This window comes from Occallatibacter riparius, from assembly GCF_025264625.1.
GTDB classification, from domain to species: Bacteria; Acidobacteriota; Terriglobia; order Terriglobales; family Acidobacteriaceae; genus Telmatobacter; species Telmatobacter riparius.
The window spans coordinates 6,091,622-6,110,876 of sequence record NZ_CP093313.1 but is presented as its reverse complement, the minus strand read 5'-3'; the positions used below and the strand labels follow the sequence as shown (position 1 = coordinate 6,110,876).

Sequence of the window (19,255 nt, the reverse complement as noted above, 5' to 3'; positions counted from 1 at the left end):
ATGAAGTTGCTTGTTGCACTTGCAGTGATTGCTGTTTCCGGCGCGCAGATTGGATGGGCCCAGGCAAAAGCTCCTCAGCCAACGCAGAAGTCGGCGATCCAATTTGAAGACGCGACCGCGAAGGCCGGGATTGATTTCGTGCACAGCTTCGGCTCGCGCCAGCTAGGTTCGCTGCTCGAGGGGACGGGCGCGGGATGCGTGTGGTTCGACTACAACAACGACGGGCTGCCGGATCTGTATGTTGCGAACGGCAGGCCACTTGATGATTCGATGCACCCGTATCCGCTGAAGGATAAGCCGAATCCGCTGCCGCACAACCATCTGTTTCGCAACAACGGCAACGGCACGTTCACGGATGTTACAGACAAGGCCGGGCTGAATCCGGACATGTATTCGATCGCGGTGGCCGCGGCAGACTTCGACAACGACGGCTTCGAGGATCTGCTCGTTACCGCATATGGTCGCGCCATCCTCTATCACAACGACGGCAACGGACATTTCACGGATGTGACCGCGAAGGCCGGGATCAAGGTGGACGGCTGGGCAATTGCATCGACGTGGCTGGACTACGACAAGGACGGGTGCCTCGACTTGTTTGTCGGGCGCTATGTGAAGTTCGATCCGAAGTATCGCGCCTTCTATGCGGCGGACAACTACCCCGGGCCGCTTGACTACGAGGGCGAGACAAACAAGCTGTTCCACAACAACTGCGACGGCACGTTCACGGACGTTTCAGAGAAGTCGAGCATCAGCGCGTTTGTGGGACGCACGATGGGCGTGACGGCAGCGGACTACGACGGCGACGGCTGGGACGACATCTACGTGGCCAACGACCGCACCGAGAACTTCCTCTTTCATAACAAGCACGACGGCACGTTCGAAGAAGTTGCAAATGATACGGGCACGGCCTTCGGCCAGAACGGCGAATCGACTTCGTCGATGGGTCCTGTGTTCGCGGACTTCGAACAGCGCGGCGTGTTCGACCTGTGGGTCACGGACGGCCATTACAACCGATATTTGCGCAATGCAGGCAAGCAGGGATTTGAGGATGCGGGTGCGTCGAACGGTGTCTCGCAGACGAATGCGCAGTATGTGAGTTGGGGGACGGGCGTTTACGACTACGACAACGATGGCCTGCTCGACATCCTCATATTTCACGGCGGCCTGATTCACCTGATTCCGCAGGAGCATACGTTATTCCGCGGACTGGGCGGCGCGAAGTTCGAAGATATTTCGCGCGATGCTGGGTCGGTGCTGAGCGTGCGGACGACGGCACGTGGTGCATGCTTCGCTGACTATGACAACGATGGCAAGGTGGATGGGTTCGTTGTGAATCTCGGCGCAAAGGGGACGCTGATTCACAACGTATCGCCGAGCACGGGACACTGGCTGGCCGTGACGCTGAAGGGCGCGAAGAGTAACCGCGATGGTATCGGTGCCAAGGTTGAGGTGTTCGCGGGCGGCAAGAAGTGGCTCGCAGAACGCGTGGCGGGGACCGGCTACCTCTCGCAGGACGATGGGCGGATGCACTTCGGGCTGGGCGCGGTTGCAGCGGTGGACAAGATCGTTGTGCACTGGCCGAGCGGGGCTGACCAGACTGTTGAGAAGCTTGCGACCGATCACGTGATCACGATCGAGGAGACGAAGTGAGGCGGTTCCTCCAAAGACCTGTGATCGAGGCGATCTCGGCCGGCGTGCTTGCAGCGTCGATCGCGGCGGCGATGATCACCATCTGCAGCGAAAGAGTTGTGCAGGCCACGGCCACCAAAGCACGCTCCGGTGAGGTCCTGGCCTATGCGTCGCCGCTGGAGATGGTGTTCTCGCCCGATGGCGCGCGGCTGTATGTGCTGTGTCAGGGAAGTGACGAGGTGCGGGTCCTGAACGGCGCAACCTACAAGCCGATCAAGAAGATCGCCGTAGGACGTGTCCCGCGCGGGATGTCGCTTTCATCGGATGGGCGCCGGCTGCTCGTGACGAACACCTGGGATGACACGGTTAGCGTGATCGACACGCGGACGCTGGCGGTGACGGCGACCTGGGCCGTGGGCGCGGAGCCCTCAGGCGTTGTGCAGGACAATGCCGGCAAGTTTGTGTTCGTGGCGAACCGCATTTCGAACGACGTGGCTGTGCTGGATGCGGCCACGGGGGCCGAGCAGAAACGACTGGCAGCGGGACGGGGAGCGAGCTACATCACGGCGTCCCCGGATGGGACGCGGCTGTACGTCTCGCACATTTATCCGAACCCGACACGCGCATCGACGGCTTTGGGCAACCGGGCAGTGCCGGAGTCGGAGATCACTGTCATTGATGCAGCGCGCGCGACGATTGCTGATCGCATTCATCTGAAGGACATCGCGCATGGATTCCATATTGCGTTTTCGCGCGATGGCCGGCTTGGCGTGCTGGCGCAGCTGCATCCCAAGAATCTAGTTCCGCTCGCGCACCTGGAGCACAGCGGCGCGTTCGCGGATACGTTGATGCTGTTTGGCGCAGACGTGGGCAATCCGGTTGAGGTGCCGCTGGATGAACTGGAGCGATACGCCACGCGTCCTTTCGCCGTTGCGATCTCGCCAGACAAGTCGCGCATTTTTGTCACATGCGAGGGCGCGGAGTTCGTCACGGTCATTGACGTGTTGAAGCTGCTGCAATTTGCGCGTGCACATCCGGGATCGAGCGCGCGGGACCTAAGTGCCAGCGCAAACTACGTCATCACGCGTGTCGAGGTTGGGCATGATCCGCGCGGCATGGCGATGACACGTGACGGATCGAAGCTGCTGGTGGCGAACCGCCTTGATGATTCGATCAGTGTGATTGATGCGCGCACCAACCAGGTGATCCGGACAGTGCAACTTGAAAGCCCCAAGACGATTACCGTTTTGCGGCATGGAGAGCAAGCGTTTTATACCTCGCGCTATTCGTTCCAGCGGCAGATTGGCTGCGCGAATTGCCACATCGATTCGACGTTCGATGGGCTGACGTGGGATCTGGAGCCGGATGGATTCGGTCGTGACATTGTGGACAACCGCCTGCTCGAGGATCTCGACGGAACCGAGCCGTTCAAGTGGAACGGCGGCAATCCAAACTTGCCGACGGAATGCGGCCCGCGCACCGAGAAGTATTTCTGGCGTTCAGAGAACTACGACGACCTGACGCTGACCGACTTGGTGGTCTATGTGCGGCACTTGCCATTGCGCCCAAACCGCTGGCGGCAGGCGGATGGAAGTCTTACTCCGGCACAGGAGCGTGGCAAAGTATTGTTCGACCGGCCGATAGACAAATTCGGCAAGCCCATTGCAGAAGCGAACAGGTGCGGCTATTGCCATAGCGGGCCGAAGGGGACGAGCCAGAAATCGTTTGATGTGGGCACCGGGAAGGCGACGGATAACTCCGGGTTGCTCGACACGCCGCAACTGATCAATGTAGGCCTAACGGTGCCGTATCTGCATGACGGCACGGCGAAGACGCTGGAAGAGATCTGGACCGTGTACAACCCCCAGGACAAGCATGGCCGGACAAACGACCTGACCAAAGACGAACTCAACGATTTGATCGAGTACTTGAGGACGCGATGAAGAAGCTGTTTGCAATCGCATTATTGGTAGCAGCCGGATCGCTGTTGCATGCCGCGCCTCCGGCGAAAGCTGCGGCACATCCCGCCGGCGCGAAGGCCGACGTATCGAAGATGCGTGCGGTGGATGCGGTGCCCTACTTCCGGTTTGAGAACTTCACCACGGCCAATGGGCTTCCGGATAACCACGTGTTTTCGGTGCTGGTTGATAGAGATCGCGTGTGGGCGGGAACGGAGAACGGCCTGGCGGTCTACGAGAACGGCGCGTGGAAGACGTACACGACAGCCGATGGCCTGGCGCATCGCGCCGTCTTGTCGCTCGCCTTGGATAAGAAGACCGGCGACGTATGGGCCGGGACGATGGGCGGCCTGAGCCGCGTGTCGGGCGGGCGCATCGACAGTTTCACGCAGTTGAATTCCGGCTTGAGCAACGATGTGGTGTACGGAGTGGCGGTCGACGGCGAGAGTGTCTGGACTGCCACGGCCGCCGGCGCTTCGCGGCTTGATCTGAAGACGGACCGGTGGACGCTGTACAACGAGCGCAATACGCCCATGAACGAAATCTGGGTGTACAGCGTGAGTGCGACACCGACGAAGGTCTACCTGGCGGTATGGGGAAGCGGACTGCTCGAGTACGACCAGAAGACCGGGCGCTGGGATAAGTACGACGATCCGGATGGCGAGACCGAGATGGTGCTGTTCAAGGATCAGGGGTTAATCCACGAGATTGTCACATCGGTCAGCTATGTAGACAATATCCTTTGGGCGGCAACCTATTTCGGCGACAGCCGCTACGATGGCCGCTACTGGCACAACTTCCTCACGAAAGACAGCGGCTTGCCCTCAAACTTCACGAACGTGGTGAAGGGGCTTGACGCCAACCGCGCATGGTTCGGCACCGACAAAGGACTGGCTTATTACGACGGCACCAACTGGGCCGTGTACCGGCCCTCTATGAAAGACGGCAAGCCGGAGATGACGGTGCGCGACGCGCAGGGAAATATTAATCCGGTGCAGGTAACAAGCGCTCCGGCGCACAACTACGTTCTCGGTATCGACTTCCAGGGAGAAGACATCTGGGTCGCAACCGCCAAAGGTTTGAGTCACGGGATCCGACAACATCCATAAGGAGAAACAACAATCATGAGCAGTCTTTCTGAAGTTCTGGAGACCATTGCGCACGCGCCGATCAAGATGCGGGCGATTACCAACCACGGCGTCCTCAACGAGGCATACGCGTATGCCAAGCCCAGTTCGTTCTCGCGCGGCATGCGGATCGATCTGAACGGACTGACGATCCTGCTCATCTCCGGCACGGCCTCGATTGATGAAAACGGCGTGAGTGTCCACATTGGCGATTTCAAGGCGCAGCTTCGCCGCACTTATGACAACATCACCGGCCTGCTGGAGAGCGAAGGCTGCACGTGGAAGGATATCGTGCGCACGACGTGCTACCTGCGCGACATCGACCGGGATTACGACGTGTTCAACGAAGAGCGCACCAAGTTCTTCAAGGAGCAGGGCCTCGATCCGCTGCCCGCTTCAACGGGAATCCAGGCGCACCTCTGCCGGCCTGAACTGCTGATCGAAATCGAAGCGATCGCGATGTTTCTGACCAAAAACAAGGAGTAAGTCGTGAGTCGGAAGGCGTGGATGTTGTTGGTTGCGGGGGGCGCGCTGCTCAGTGTGAGCGCGCCAGGACAGGATACCGCGGGCTCCCCAGCGACAGATCCTGGTCGCGGGGGTGGAGATGCGCACGTGTGTTCATGCGGCGCCCATCCGCCGGGTCCGCCGCGCGACCGCGAGGTGACTCCGTATGCGGGCGAGCCGGCGGATCTGAGTCCCTATGCGAAGTTTGCCGCTCCCTACGACCTCAACTACACCCATCCGAACATTTACTCAGGCGCCGGACGCGATCTGCCGGAACCGAAGGACGTGAGCGAAGTTCGAATCGGCTTCTTCGGTCCGATCGAGCGCAATCCGGATTCGATTTTCGGGCGGCGCATGCTGCACGGCGCGCAAATGGCAGTGGGAGAATGGAACGCGAGCGGCGGTTACGGCGGCACGCCGTTCCGCCTCATGCTCCACAACGACTACGACAACTGGCAGGCCAAGGCAGTCTACGGCGACGACCGTCCTACCGATCCGGAGATATGGGGCTCCGCGTCGAATGAGACCGTGAAGATGGTGTATGACGATCAGGACTGGGCCATCTTTGGATCGATCAGTTCGGAATCGACACACATCGCGATCCGCGTGGCCTTGAGAGCCGAGATTCCAGTTGTGAACTCAGCGTCCACGGATCCTACGATTCCCGAGACATATATACCCTGGTACTTCACCGATCTGCAGGATGACCGTGTGCAGTGCCTCACGCTGGCGAGGCGGATCTTTACAGAACTGGGACTGAAGCGGGTAGCGATTCTTCGCGTGAACAACCGCTATGGGCGGTTCGGCGTGCTGAAGCTGCGCGATGCTTCGCGGCGGCTCGGACATCCCATCGTGATCGAGCAGAAATTCCTGCCGGGCGACACGGATTACACGCGCGCTCTCAAGGTCATTCAGTCATCGCGTGCGGACGCAATTGTGATCTGGGCTGACGAGATTCCGACTGCAAACATCCTGAAGCAGATGCGCGCCCTGGGGATGAAGCAGCGGGTGTTTGGTTCGTACAGGACTGTTGGACCGGAACTGCTGACGGAAGCCGGCAGTGCAGCGGAGGGATTTGAGGCGGTGTTCCCGTACGATCCGTCGCGGAAAGATCCGAAGTGGATTGCATTCCGGCAGCGATATTTAGAGCGCTTCCACGAGCCGCCGGAGCAATTTGCTGCGCTCGCTTATGACGCGATGAATGCGCTGCTGGAGTCGATCTGCAAGGCGGGATTGAATCGGGCACGTATCCACGACGCGCTGGCGAGTATCGAGACTTACGACGGCGTGACGGGTCACATGGTCTTCGATCCCAACCAGAAGAATGTGGCGCCGATGTATATGGCAACGGTGCATGATGGCGCGATTTCCTACCGACGGGCGACGATGGAGAAGGAGCCGCCGGCTGCGCAGACCGGAACGGCGACAGCGTTGCATGCGCAAATCCCGTATGCGCGCGTGGGCGAGGAGGGCGTGAGCTACTCGGGACCAGCGGGTACGGACATTGCGTTAGGCAATGTGCGCGTGGTGCTGTTCGGTGCGAACGCAGCGGAGGCGGCGCAGTCGGCCGAGGTGCAAACGGCGTTAGGGCAATGGAAGCCGGTGCCCGTAGACAGCAAGCAGAACTGGGGCGCGGCATCGACTCAGCTTGTGCATGCGCTGATGGATGAGCATGCGCTGGCTATCGTTGCGCTCGATCGCGATGCGGCGCATCTGGCAGAGCAGTTGGCGTTGAAGGCGTTTGTGCCGGTGATTGCAGTCAGCGGCGACAAGACACTGACCTCGACGAACGTGCCGTGGATCTTCCGGGTTCCCGCGGATACGAGGGCGGCCGCGGCGATCAGCCTGCTGCAAGCGGCGGCTGCACACAGCGGCGCAAATCCGGAGCGTCTGCGCGATGTGCTGGCTTCCGGGGCATCTCTCGACGGTGTCGCTTTTCAAGCCACGGGCGAACCACTGCTTCATTGATTGCAGGCTTCTTCTGCAAGCAGAAAGGGCAGCCCAATCGGGCTGCCCTTCTTGCCGTGCATCTTGAGGACTACGGGAGGTAATAACGAACCTGGGTCCAGAACATGTTATCCGTGCCCTTGGCTCCGCCACCTGGGTTGGTAACTCCACCGTTGCCCGACCAGAGATCGCGCCGGAACAGAGCGTACTGAAGGCCGTAGCGGAACGTGCCCTTGGGTCCCTTGTAGAAGTTGTAGGAGTAGCCGGCAGTGAATTCCTGCACGTCCTTGTTGTTGCCCTTGCATTTCGCCGGAGTGCTGGGGCTGAAAGAGCCTCCGGTGGTGGACTCGATGTTGCAACCCGACATGTCTGTATCGTAGGTGCCGTAACCGACGTTCTTTCCGCTCACCGGATCAACTGCCCAGTTACGACCGATATAGTCGCCACCATAGTTGATATACGCCGACAACCGTGGGGTGGGCGTGAACTCCAACGTGCTCAGCGCCGAGAATCCATGCAACGGAGAGATCGTTGCATCCGGACGCAGAGTTACGTCCGCAATCGTGGACGAGCCGTAGCGGCCGACACCCTGACCCCACAGACCCTTCAGACCGATCGAGACTTTCTTGTTGAGAAGAGGACCGCGGAAGCCGCCTCCGACGCCGCCGCCCCAGACCGTGTCGTTGTAGGGAGTTGCACCGGCAGCCGTAGGATAGATGCGGTCCCGGAAGCTGCGGCCGATGCCGAACAGTTCCCAGTGTCCCCAGCCGGGCTCGACGGCGAGCTTGGCCACGAAGTCAGGCGTCAGGTTGAAGGAGTAGTTGGCTGTGGAGTTGTACAGGCCGCCGCCTGTGCCGGGGGAGCCGATCAGCAGGTTGGTCGGCAAGTTGGCACCGGCAGGATTCAGAGTCTCAGCATTTTCCGCTGAGATACCCACGAAGAACTTGTTTCCGAAGTCCCTGGTGACACGCGCGCCGTACTGACGGGTCCACACAAAGCCCGCGGTGTACTGCGGATCGATAACGGAGGGAAGAATCTCACTGGTGCGTTGCAGGCCCTTGGTGGTTTCAGTTGCCAGCGACCAGCCCTGTCCGGCGGAGAAGTCCCAGCCGTTGTTGAAGCGAGCATCTGCCCACAGCTGACGCATGCGCAGCACGTAGCTATTGGATTGGTTGTTGTTCGACGTGATGCCGGTGCCGAGCCAATCCATTTCGTAGTAGCCGGTGAGAGTAGCGCTCGCCAGCTTGCCGGTGGCCTTCAGTGCAAGGCGTGACTGCCGGCCCGTTCCCTGGAACTCGCTCATCTGGGCGGCATCGGCATGATCGAGTGGCACGCCCGTGAAGGCAGTGTTGATGTCGCCGCCGGTGGCACCCTGGCGCCACACGGTTTCAGCCGCCAGGAAGCTTCCTGCCGGTGATAGCGTGATGCCTTTGTAGTGCAATGCTTCGGGGCTCTCCATTTCCTTGCGAATCTTCGAGCTCTCATCGGAGACCGTGATGGCCAGCGACGAGGCATTCGCCTTCAGATCTGTGACCGTGGACTGCAGCGCTGTGACTGCCGCGGTGTTCTGCGAGGCCGCCTGTTCCTGATCGGAAGTTGCCTGCTGCGCCTTTGCTGCGGCAGCCTGTGCATCGGCTGCCTGCTGCTGAGCTTGCTTCAACTGCGCGTCCTTGTTAGCCAGGTCTTCTTTCAGTTGATTGATCTGGCCCTGCATATCCTGGCGCAGCTGCTGGATCTGATCTTCAACGCTAGGCCCTTTAGTAGCAGCAGCCTTCTTGTGAGATTTCTTGGCGGGCGGTGTGGCATCGCTCGCGAACGACGTACTGGCAACGCAGGCTGCCAATACGAGCGTGGCAGCTGCCTTGAGACGTGAGTTCATTTGGCCTCTTCTCCGTCATTTCTGTAGTTTCAATGCGCCTGCTCTTAGCGCGGGCGCAACCATTTCAAAGCCTGGGCGCGCCGCTATCGCGACACGAAGCCCAGACACAGGCAGACCTGGTGCCTGGAAATCTGCTTGTGGAGCGCAGTGATTCCTGGCCGGTTCCGAAATAAAGCTTCTCAGAGGCAGATGAATATTTGACGAATTCACATATTTTTAAAGTATGCAAATACAGAACTTAAGTGGACTTAGGCGCACTGAAACCAACAATTCACGCGCCGTTCACACTTCGCGTGCGGGTCGAAAGCGTTGGAGAAAGATGGCGACTATCTAGAGGAGGATGCGGCTCCAGCGCTGAGCAGGTTCGCGAGCAGCCGGTAGGCGCCGGGCACAAGCTCCGGTAATTGCCGGTAAAGAGCGTAGGCGACATAGATGTATGTGCCCTTGCCAGGATGCGCAACGAGGAGTCCGCCGCGCTGTGGGTCCTGGCCTTCATCCGCCGTCTCGGTGAGCGGCGTGTATCCCGGATCCCAGGTGCTCATAAAGGAGTGGCCGCGCTCCTCCACCCATCCACTGAAGTCGGCGGGCGTGATCGCGTTGGGAGAGGTGAGAATGGGATCGGTTTGGTTCAGAAGCTTGACCGGCGAATCCTCGCTGACCACACGCTCGGCAATGCGGCCGAGCGAAAGCGGGAGCGGTGCAGGGAAGGTCGCGCTCTGGTACTGGACAATCAGCGTTCCGCCGTTGCGGACATACTCATCCAGGCGCGGCTGGGCTGCTGTCAATTCGGGCACGGTGGAGTAGGCACGGATGCCGACGACAATGACATTCCAGGCGGAGAGGTCGGCGGAGGTCAGTTCCGCGGTACTGAGCAGGTGCGGCATGATGCCCATGGCCTCGATGGCTTCAGGCACCAGGTCGCCCGGGCCCATGACGTAGCCGATCCGGAGACCGGGCGCGAGTTTCACATCGACACGGCGCGTTCTGAAATCAGCACCGCGATACATGTTGTAAGGCCGCAGTCCCGGGTAGCCCACACTGCGCCAGCCGCTTTCGTAATCGTGACCGCCGGAGTGTGCGATCGCCTTCACGTCGAAGGTGCCGTCGGCGTTGGCGTGTCCGTCGATTGGGCGCACAGAGAAGACGATGGGCTCGGTGTCGCCTGCCGCAGTGCGATTGAACTTAGCTTCGGCGGGATCGGCTTGCCAGTCTCTGGGGAGCGAGAGTGTGACGGTGCCGCTGGCCGCGGCCTGTGTGTGTACGGTGACCTTGACGGGAAGCGCGCCGCCGTCGAGGGGAAGGATGCGCGCTTCGGGAGTGACACTGACGCCAATCGCCGGGGAGACGATGAGCGGCTGGTAGTACCCGCCGTGGCCAGTGACGCGCTGCAGGGTCTGAACCGTTTCGGCAACGCGGATGGGCACGCCATCGAAAGTGAACTCAACACCGGCACTCACGGGCCAGGGAGCAAACGAACGCTCGCGCCATGCCTCGTTGCTGACGTTGTAGTAGGGCTGCTCGATCGAGGGCCGGGTGAAGAACGGCTGCGTGGGTTGTGCGCTGTCCGGCACTTTCAGCTTGAAAATAGCGTCGGAATAGGGAGCGGTGCCCGAGGTGCTGAGCGCTTCGCCCTGCTGCCACGTGGAGCCAGACTCCATTTCGAATGAGATTTTGGAGACGCGCACTTCGGATGAGCTTGCGGCCGTGTGAACGCGGACGTTGAAGTCTTCACCGGGAGAGACACTGTCGGACATTTCATCGGCGGAGTTGCCACGGAACCCACCGCCCTGAACGCGGGACTCCTTGGTGCGGAAGGCTACGACGTCAATGCCGAGGAGTTCTTTGAGGGCGGCCTGGAAGTCAACGAGCTTGGCGTCGAGTTCGAACAGAAGGCTGGCTTTCGCTTCCGCGCGGATTGCTGTGTCGTCCTGGACGCGCTTCCGCAGCTGGATCGTTGCGCCGTAGATGGGCGCAAGTAGATGCCCGGATTCACTGCCAGTTTTGCCGTTTCGATCGGAATCGAACTTTGCGAGGCTGGCACTGAGCTTCTGGAGGTCGGCAGAGAGCCACGAAGGTGGATTGGGACCGGCCAAGTGCGCGAGCGCGGCTACCGTCGTATCGATGCTGACCTTCGAATTGTGGAACAGGTCTCCCGAGCCTTTGATCGCTCCCGACGCTGCTGCCGGCGCAACAGCCCACAAATGATAGTTCGCGGTGCCGGGGTCGCTGAGCGTAGGGTTCGCTCCGCCGTTCTGCGACCGCTGCTCGCCCCAGCCCTGCCGGGCAATTTGCGTGTAGCTGCGGCCTAGCAGTGAGTCGCGGTTGCCTACTGCGATGGTGGCGTCAGTGGACGGCGCCCCCTTAAGGGTCTCGCCTGTCACGTAGTTCTTGAACTCCGCGGGTGCCCACTTGCCGGTGGCATAATCGAACATCATGCCTTTCTCATTGATGGGCGCGAAGGGCACCATGCCGTAGACGGCCAGCGGCTGCCACGGCTGCAGGCCGTCCTTCAACTGCTCGGGGAAAACCTTGGGATCGCCGGCAGCTTTAAATACTTCCTGCGCGATTTCGCCGGAGACCTGGTGCTGACCGTGGCCGTCGCTGACTGCGCCGACGAATGTCGCGACGATGACCTGCGGGCGTTCGCGACGGACCGCGAGGACTGCGTCGTAGAGAACGCGGTCGTGTCCCCAGCGCGAAAAGGCTTCCTGCTGCGTCTTCGAAAAGCCGAAGTCGGCTTCGGTGCCCCAGAGCTGCTTCACGCCGTAGTAGCGGTCGGCTTCGAGCAGTTCATTGGTGCGGATGAGGCCGAGCGCATCGTAAGTGTCGGCCGACATGACGTTCTGGCCGCCTTCGCCGCGCGTGAGCGTGAAGAGCGTGCAGCGCGCGCCGAGGCCGCGGCTCAGGTAGGTGAGCAGAGGCCCGTCTTCGTCGTCGGGGTGGGCGACGATCATCATCACACTGGCAGTCGTGTGCAGGCGGCGAAGCGCTTGTTCGAGCGCACTCGCGCCTCGGTCTTCAGGCAAGGGCAACGCGATCGATGTCGGCTCGGACGGCGCGACCGCAGAGGGGTCGGGTGCCTGCGCAAGCGCCCCGGCGCCGACGAGTGTGCCAAGAAGAACCGCTGTAACGAGACCAGAAGAGATCAGTGAGTGTGCAGAGTTGTCTGCCTTCGCGCCCATGAACATAGCTGGGCTCAGTGTACAATCCGCCAGAGTACCCTAGGAATCAGGCGTGCACACAACCTCATCGACGCAGGACAACACAGCACATCTCGAGCGGCGCATCGGGCTGCGCTCGGCGGTGCTGTTCAACATGCTGGAGATGATCGGCGTGGGCCCGTTCATCACGCTGCCGCTGGTGATTGCTGCCGCGGGATATCGGCTGTCGATGTGGGCGTGGCTGCTGGGCGCGGGCATCGCCCTTGCCGACGGTGTGGTGTGGGCCGAACTGGGAGCCGCATTTCCGCGCGCCGGCGGATCGTATGCCTTTCTGCGCGAAATCTACGGGCCGGATCGGGCAGGGAACTGGCTCAGCTTCCTCTACGTGTGGCAATTGAGCTTCTCGGCGCCCCTGTCCATTGCGTCGGGCTGCATCGGGCTATCGAGCTTCCTGGCGTGGTTCTGGCCGGGCTTCGATCACGCGCCAATTGCCGCTCTGCCGCAACTGCACTACGGGAGCTTCGCCGCTGCCGCGGCGTGCCTGCTGGTGACCTGGATGCTCTATCGCCGGCTGAGCATCGTCACCGGGCTCGCGTGGATTTTGTTTGGCGGAGTGATCGCAGCGCTGGCGGGTGTCATCGTGTCGGGCTTCGTTCACGCGAGCATGCATGGCGGATGGCACATGCCCGCTTCGCCGAGCATGTCTGCGGCGCTGGCGGCCAGCGGACTTGCGCAGGCCACGCTCATCACCACCTATGACTACTGGGGCTACTACAACATCACCTTCCTCGGCAGCGAAGTCCGACAGCCGGAGAAGACGATACCGCGAGCGATTCTGCTCTCGGTGCTTTTCGTTTCCGTTCTGTATGTGGTGATGAACCTGGCAGCCCTTCCGGCGGTGCACGATGCGGCTTCGCAGGCCGCACAATCCCTCGCGAAGACTGGCTCGCGCCTTCAGCTTGTCGCCGACATCGCCAAGTCGGCATTCGGGCAATGGGCCGGCGCACTGGTCGCCGCTCTGGTGATGTGGACCGCCTTTGCCTCGGTATTCTCGCTGCTGCTGGGCTACTCGCGCGTGCCGTATGCGGCGGCCCGCGACGGCAACTACTTCAAGTTCCTCGACGCGGTGCATCCAAAGCATCACATTCCGCACCGGTCGCTGGTTGCGCTGGGAGCGGTAGCGGCGTGTTTCTGCTTCCTGTCGCTATCGCAGGTGATCACGATGCTGGTGATCACGCGCATTCTGCTCCAGTTCCTGCTGCAGCAGGTTGGCGTGATGCTGCTGCGTGTGCAGCGGCCGGAACTGCCGAGGCCGTTTCGGATCCCGCTGTATCCGCTGCCGCCGCTGGCGGCAATGGCCGGCTTCATCTACCTGCTGATCTATCGGCCCAACGCATTGATGGGGTTCGCAGTCGCTGCGGGCATTGGGCTGTCTGGGACGTGCATCTACCTGGTCCGCGCAAAACGGTTGAGAGAGTGGCCTTTCCAACTGCAAACGGGCGCCGGAAAACAGGACCGGATCAAAACCGAAAATCTGCGCTGAGGACAAATCCGTAACGAAATCTGGTGCGTAGGTATCTAATAGGAACGGAACTTCCCCACGAGGTCATCCATGCTCATCGGCAAACCGTCTGAAATTCCTTCTTCCCTGATTACGCCGAAAGATCAATACATGAATCGCCGCCGTTTTCTGCGGGGCGCTGTGGTCGGGGGAGTTGCTGCCGGCGCGGCACTGACGGGCTGGGACCGCCTCAGCGAAATGGTTTCGCCCAGCGTGCACGCCTTTGCGGATACCAAGCTGCAGACGGTGAAGAGCCCTCTCAGCACCACCGGCGAGCAACTCACCAGTCTTGAAGACATTACCCACTACAACAACTACTACGAGTTTGGCGTGGAGAAGGACATGCCGGCCAAAAACGCCGGAGTGCTGCCCACCCGGCCGTGGACCGTGTCAGTGGATGGGCTGGTAAAAAAGCCGAAGACCTACGACATCGACGCGCTGCTGAAGTTCCGCCCCCTGGAAGACCGCGTCTACCGTCACCGTTGCGTCGAGGCGTGGAGCATGGTGATTCCGTGGGTAGGCTACTCCCTCTCGGAGTTCATCAAGGATTGCGAGCCGCTGAGCACCGCGAAATACGTGCAGTTCCTCACGTTCTACGACAAGAAGATCGACAAGTGGGGGACCTCGGAAACATCCATCTTCTGGCCTTACTCCGAAGGGCTGCGCATGGACGAGGCGATGAACCCGCTGACGCTGCTTACGTTCGGCCTTTACGGCGACGTGCTGCCGAATCAAAATGGCGCGCCTGTGCGCATCGTGGTGCCGTGGAAGTACGGCTTCAAGTCGGCCAAGTCGATCGTCAAAGTGCGCTTCGTCGACAAGCAGCCTGAGACAACGTGGCAGCAACAGAATGCGCACGAGTACGGCTTCTACTCGAATGTGAATCCCAGCGTCGACCACCCGCGCTGGAGCCAGAAGACCGAGCGGCGCATCGGCCTGCCGTTCTATGCGCAGCGCCGCACCACGCTCATGTTCAATGGGTACGGCGAGCAGGTGGCCTCAATGTACAACGGCATGGATCTGCGACGCTACTACTGACCTGAGCGACGGAAACACTCTTCCAGTTAACGCGGAGGTTTGCATGAAAGCCGGCAACGACGCGGAACGGCAGCTTGCATCGTTCATTGCCAAATACACGCCGGAGATAGCCGCGCTCGCATTGGAAATTCGCGCCAGAATGCGGGCAAAGTATCCGAGCGCGCTCGAACTGGTCTACGACAACTACAACGCTCTGGCGATTGGCTACGCTCCCGGCGAAAAGACATCGGAAGCGATCTTCTCCATCGCGCTGTATCCCCGGTGGGTCAGCCTGTTCTTTCTACAGGCGAAGGGGCTCCCCGATCCGGACCGCATCCTGAAGGGTTCGGGAACGGTAGTGAAGCATGTTGTGCTGCGGACAGCCGATGACCTTGAGCATCCGTCTGTGCGCGCGTTGATGCAGGAAGCCGTGCAGGGCGCGAAGGTCCCGTTCGCAGCTGATGGAGCACATCGGCTGATCATCAAGTCGGTGTCGGAGAAGCAGCGTCCGCGGCGGCCCGCGGAAAAATCAAAAGTCGCAGTCAAAGCACCCCGCAGCACAGGCGCAGCGACCAGGATAGGTGCCAGTCAATGAAGAAATCGACTCTGATCGTGTTGAAGTCGCTGACTTGGATTGCCTGCCTGTGGCCGTTCGCGGTGCTGGCGTGGGGAGCTGTGAACAATACGCTCGGCGCCGACCCGACAGCGCACATCGAGCTCACCACCGGCTACACAACGCTGATGCTGCTGACCATTACGCTCGCCATCACGCCGGTGCGCCGGCTCTTGCCTAGCCTGAGCTGGCTGATCAAGTTCCGCCGCCTGCTCGGACTTTTCGCGTTCTTTTACGCGACAGTACACATGCTCGCGTATGTCGGGCTCTATGCGGGATTCAGCGTCCAGGCGATGCTCGACGATATCGCCAAGCGGCGTTTCATCACGATGGGTGTGACGGCGTACCTATTACTGGTTCCGCTGGCTCTGACATCGACGAACTGGGCGATCCGCAAGCTGGGCGGCAAGAACTGGAACCGCCTTCACAAGCTCGCCTATGTGGCGACGGTCTGCGGCATCATTCATTACTGGTGGCAGGTGAAGACGGGTGTGCTGTTGCCGCTTCCGTTCACGGTAGCGGTAACGGTTCTGCTGCTGGCGCGGCCTGTGCTGAACTGGCGGCAGCGGCGCAAGGCCCGACCGGTCACGGTTTGACGGTTAATAAATGGCAATGCCTCTATTAACCCTGACCGCGCATCTAAAATGGCACTATGACGCCTCCTCTGCCGAACCGCCGACGTTCCAAGACTCCTCCGCCTGGCGAAACCGGGCAGGAAGCTCTCTACCTCAAGTCCCTCAGCGAGCGCAAAATCCCCGTCAGCGTAAAGCTGCGCGACGGTGAAGTGGTGAAGGGCTGGATCGAATACTTCGATGACGGCATGCTTCGCCTCACGCGCGAAGGCAAGCCGAACCTGTTCATCTACAAGCACCAGATCCGCTCGATTACGGAAGCTGCGAAGCGGCGAGGCCCCTTCGAGACGGCTTCGAGCGGAGCGGCCACAGGTGGACACGGCCTGTGAGCGATTCCGCAACCCAGCTAGAGTGGGTTCCCAAAGCATCTGAGATCGCTCGTGAGGCCGGGGGACAACTGCGCGAGTTCCTGGCGCAGGGCGTCGAGACCGAGTACAAGGGCGACGTTGATCTGGTCACGGTTGCCGATCGCACCGTGGAGATGTTCATCCGCACGCGCCTGGGCGAGGTGTTCCCGGACCACGGCATCTACGGCGAAGAAGGCACGCGCGAGCGGCTCGATCAGCAATACCGCTGGTACGTAGACCCGCTCGACGGAACAACAAACTTCGCGCATGGAATTCCGCACTTCTGCGTCTCCATGGGCCTGGAGCAGAGATCGCCGGAGCTAGCTGCCGATCAGGATGGGAAGATCGTTGCGGGCGTGATTTACAACCCCATGCTCGACGAGCTTTTCACTGCGGAGCGGGGCAAGGGCGTATGGCTCAACGGCCGTCCGATCCATGTCTCGGCCGTGCCCGATCTCGGCGAGGCGCTGGTGGCGACAGGCTTCCCCAGCCGCAAGCGGCATGACAGCCCGAACATCCATTTCTACCAGGAGTTCACGCTGCGCTCGCATGGCGTGCGGCGCGCAGGCTCGGCCGCGCTCGATCTTGCGTATGTGGCGTGCGGACGATTCGAGTCGTTCTGGGAGTTCCACCTGAATCCGTGGGATACCTCCGCCGGATTTCTGCTGGTGGAGGAAGCCGGCGGGCGTATCAGCAATTTTTCGGGTGGGCCGTTTCAGCTCAACAGCAGGGAAGTGCTCGCCTCAAACGGGCACATTCACGATGAGCTGATCGGATTCTTCAAAGACTTGTTCGCCGGGCGCGATCTGACGCCGATTCCCACACCGCGCGAATACGCAGAACGCCGGGCCGCCCGAGAGGCCGCAACACAAAAGTGAGCTGATCGCTACTGCGGCTGTGGTTGCTGCTGTTGCTGCTGCTGATATTGCTGCTGGAGCTGTTGCATTTGCTGCAGTCGCTGCTGCTGCATCATCTGCATGCGCTGCTGGGGGCTCATGGGTTCCCCCTGTGGCTGCGGCTGAGACTGAGGCGACTCTTGTGGCTGCGGAGGCGGAGGCTGGAACTGCGGCTGGGTCGGGTCCTCCTGCTCGGGTTCCGGAACTGCCTCGTCGTCCGAGTCTTGCGGCTGCTGCGGATTGACGTTAGGACGATTCGGAGCAGGTGCGCCACCGCGGCGAGCGGTGAGGATGACCTGCCGTGGGGTGCCCTCCCCCTGGTCGCCCAGCATCAGAAAGTCGTAGGCCGATCCGCGCAGAAGCTGCGTCAGGACATCGCGCGCGGGCCCTGGGCCGTACTCGCCGAAGACGCGCTCGTCTCCGCTGACACCCTCAATCTTCGCGCCCGTCTTCGTCCCGACAGCATTGAGAATCTGGCTCAGGCTCGAGTTCGAAGCCTCGATGCTGAGGCCCTGGCTGTTCCAGGTGACCGTGGGCTGCTTGGGAGATTCGTTCGCGGGCCACTTCGGCATCTCGGGCTGGGGCGGAGTCTGATCGACGGGAGGCTGCTGGGCCTGGGCAAACTGTCCAGCATGCGGCTTGTGGGCTCGGTGCGCTTTGGGTGCGGCGGGAGTCTGCGCTGCCTGCGCCCAAACCACCGAGGCCAGCGCAACTGTTGCCGCAGCTGTAGTCAGGCGGCGCAGCCCGGATCGGACTGCCTTGTTCGCGTTGGTTGTGCGCTGCACCATATTTTGGCCGTCCTCGGCTCTCCGCCCGGCCGGAACGAGCGTCTCTACATGTACTAGACTAGCAGTGGCCCGTAAACGTTCACAACAGGCCTTGCTTTTGTTGAACATGGCCCCGTCTCGGCGGGGCGGAGAGAATGTCGATGCGGCTCTCGAAACACTGGGCTACGACCCTGATTTCACGCGGTTTGATTTGCGGTCTCTTTGTCGCTCCGGTGGCGAGCCACGCCACCACTTGCACGTCCCAGGCCGAGATGCATGGCCCCGATCGCGACGCTCTGGCCAGTGCCGCCCAGCGCCTGAACGTTGCCGTGGTGCAGCAGGATTCGCAGACCGTTCTGTCGGCGTTGCTACCCGCTGTCGCTTCGCAGGCGGACTCGATCCGTGAAGCCGTGGAGGCGGGCGGCCCCTCGGTGAAAGGCGGCCAGGCGCAGATCAACACCATGTATCTGCTCGATGCGACCTCAAACACCGCTCCCGCCGACGCACAGTTTTTCTGCTCCAATGCCGACGGCTCGATGACCGTGACCATCACCCTCGGCAATCTACCGCCGGGCAAGTTCGGCGTCGTCCAGAGTTATGTCACCGGAACGGCCCCCGGCGGTGCAAATCCCGGAATCATCGCGCAGATCACGTTCATCCTCGGACTCGATGGCAATGCCTGGAAACTCGGCGGCGTGTTCATCCGCCCGGCCATGCTTGGCGGCCACGATGGAGTTTGGTATTGGCAGCGCGCGCGGGAACTGGCGAAGTCGGATTCACCTTGGGCCGCTTACTACGCATATCAGGCTGCTCGCTACTTGCTGCTGCCCGTGGACTTCATGGCGTCCCCCAACCTCGAGCGTCTCGACCAGGAAATCTCGCAAATCAAAAGTGCGCCGGCGTTTCCTTACTCCGTGACCGCCGGCGATCGCACATTCAAGATCGACAACGTGCACTTTGACGCCTCCCTGCGCGAAGCCGATCTCGGAATCAACTACGAATCAACCGGCGTGAGCGATCCGGCAGCGCAGCGCACCGAAGCAACCGCGGTGATGAGCGCATTCCTCAAGGCACAGCCAGCTCTGCGGCAGAGCTTCCACGGTCTGTGGGCTTACGCGCTCAACAACGGCAAGGTGACTCCGGTGATGGAGCTGCCGATGAACCAAATACCGTAAAAGCAGTTCGTAGTGGGTAGTTCTCAGCCGAACTGAAGACTG

General features: G+C 61.1%; 15 protein-coding genes. 12 read left to right on the top strand and 3 right to left on the bottom strand.

What is annotated here, in order from left to right; genetic code table 11:
- From MOP44_RS24925 to MOP44_RS24905, 5 genes are read left to right on the top strand one after another with little or no spacing between them, the layout of a single operon-like run.
- The gene (locus MOP44_RS24925; RefSeq protein ID WP_260793202.1) at positions 1-1,650 is read left to right on the top strand and encodes a CRTAC1 family protein; all 1,650 of its coding nucleotides are present in this window, start codon (positions 1-3) and stop codon (positions 1,648-1,650) included.
- On the top strand, positions 1,647-3,572 hold the full coding sequence (locus MOP44_RS24920) for a YVTN family beta-propeller repeat protein (protein WP_260793200.1): 1,926 nt from the start codon (positions 1,647-1,649) through the stop codon (positions 3,570-3,572). Before MOP44_RS24925 ends, MOP44_RS24920 begins: the two co-directional genes overlap by 4 nt.
- Positions 3,569-4,696 (top strand): ligand-binding sensor domain-containing protein, encoded by a 1,128-nt coding sequence (locus MOP44_RS24915; protein ID WP_260793198.1) that lies wholly within the window; start codon positions 3,569-3,571, stop codon positions 4,694-4,696. The genes MOP44_RS24920 and MOP44_RS24915 overlap by 4 nt, the downstream gene beginning before the upstream one ends.
- A 15-nt stretch (positions 4,697-4,711) precedes the next feature.
- Positions 4,712-5,200, top strand: a complete 489-nt coding sequence (locus MOP44_RS24910) for a Rid family hydrolase (RefSeq protein ID WP_260793196.1) — start codon at positions 4,712-4,714, stop codon at positions 5,198-5,200.
- Positions 5,201-5,203: 3 nt separating this feature from the next.
- Complete coding sequence (locus tag MOP44_RS24905) at positions 5,204-7,186, top strand: ABC transporter substrate-binding protein (protein ID WP_260793194.1); 1,983 nt, start codon at positions 5,204-5,206, stop codon at positions 7,184-7,186.
- Positions 7,187-7,256: 70 nt separating this feature from the next.
- On the opposite strand, the gene MOP44_RS24900 is transcribed toward MOP44_RS24905, so the two are convergent.
- Both MOP44_RS24900 and MOP44_RS24895 read right to left on the bottom strand, forming a co-directional pair.
- Positions 7,257-9,044, bottom strand: coding sequence for a hypothetical protein (locus MOP44_RS24900; RefSeq protein ID WP_260793193.1), 1,788 nt, complete (start codon positions 9,042-9,044; stop codon positions 7,257-7,259).
- A 326-nt stretch (positions 9,045-9,370) separates the two neighbouring features.
- A complete protein-coding gene (locus MOP44_RS24895; RefSeq protein WP_260793191.1) occupies positions 9,371-12,232 on the bottom strand; it encodes a PIG-L family deacetylase in 2,862 nt (953 codons plus the stop codon).
- A gap of 46 nt (positions 12,233-12,278) precedes the next feature.
- Here MOP44_RS24895 and MOP44_RS24890 point away from each other — a divergent pair, with 46 nt between their 5' ends.
- The 6 genes from MOP44_RS24890 to MOP44_RS24865 all read left to right on the top strand — a co-directional run bounded on the left by MOP44_RS24890 (position 12,279) and on the right by MOP44_RS24865 (position 17,253).
- Positions 12,279-13,748, top strand: coding sequence for an APC family permease (locus MOP44_RS24890; protein WP_260793189.1), 1,470 nt, complete (start codon positions 12,279-12,281; stop codon positions 13,746-13,748).
- A gap of 69 nt (positions 13,749-13,817) precedes the next feature.
- Entirely contained in the window at positions 13,818-14,804 is a 987-nt protein-coding gene (msrP, locus tag MOP44_RS24885) for a protein-methionine-sulfoxide reductase catalytic subunit MsrP (RefSeq protein WP_260793187.1), read from the top strand.
- 43 nt (positions 14,805-14,847) lie between these two features.
- Positions 14,848-15,378, top strand: coding sequence for a DUF1801 domain-containing protein (locus MOP44_RS24880; protein WP_260793186.1), 531 nt, complete (start codon positions 14,848-14,850; stop codon positions 15,376-15,378).
- Positions 15,375-15,992 (top strand): protein-methionine-sulfoxide reductase heme-binding subunit MsrQ, encoded by a 618-nt coding sequence (locus MOP44_RS24875; protein ID WP_260793184.1) that lies wholly within the window; start codon positions 15,375-15,377, stop codon positions 15,990-15,992. Before MOP44_RS24880 ends, MOP44_RS24875 begins: the two co-directional genes overlap by 4 nt.
- 56 nt (positions 15,993-16,048) lie before the next feature.
- Positions 16,049-16,357: an RNA chaperone Hfq gene (locus tag MOP44_RS24870; protein WP_260793183.1), complete on the top strand. Its 309-nt coding sequence runs from the start codon at positions 16,049-16,051 to the stop codon at positions 16,355-16,357.
- Positions 16,354-17,253, top strand: a complete 900-nt coding sequence (locus tag MOP44_RS24865; protein WP_260793181.1) for an inositol monophosphatase family protein — start codon at positions 16,354-16,356, stop codon at positions 17,251-17,253. The genes MOP44_RS24870 and MOP44_RS24865 overlap by 4 nt, the downstream gene beginning before the upstream one ends.
- Before the next feature lie 8 nt (positions 17,254-17,261).
- On the opposite strand, the gene MOP44_RS24860 is transcribed toward MOP44_RS24865, so the two are convergent.
- On the bottom strand, positions 17,262-18,059 hold the full coding sequence (locus MOP44_RS24860; protein ID WP_260793180.1) for a hypothetical protein: 798 nt from the start codon (positions 18,057-18,059) through the stop codon (positions 17,262-17,264).
- Positions 18,060-18,199: 140 nt separating this feature from the next.
- On the opposite strand from MOP44_RS24860, the gene MOP44_RS24855 reads away from it, so the two are divergent.
- On the top strand, positions 18,200-19,213 hold the full coding sequence (locus tag MOP44_RS24855; protein ID WP_260793178.1) for a hypothetical protein: 1,014 nt from the start codon (positions 18,200-18,202) through the stop codon (positions 19,211-19,213).
- The last annotated feature ends 42 nt before the right edge of the window (positions 19,214-19,255 follow it).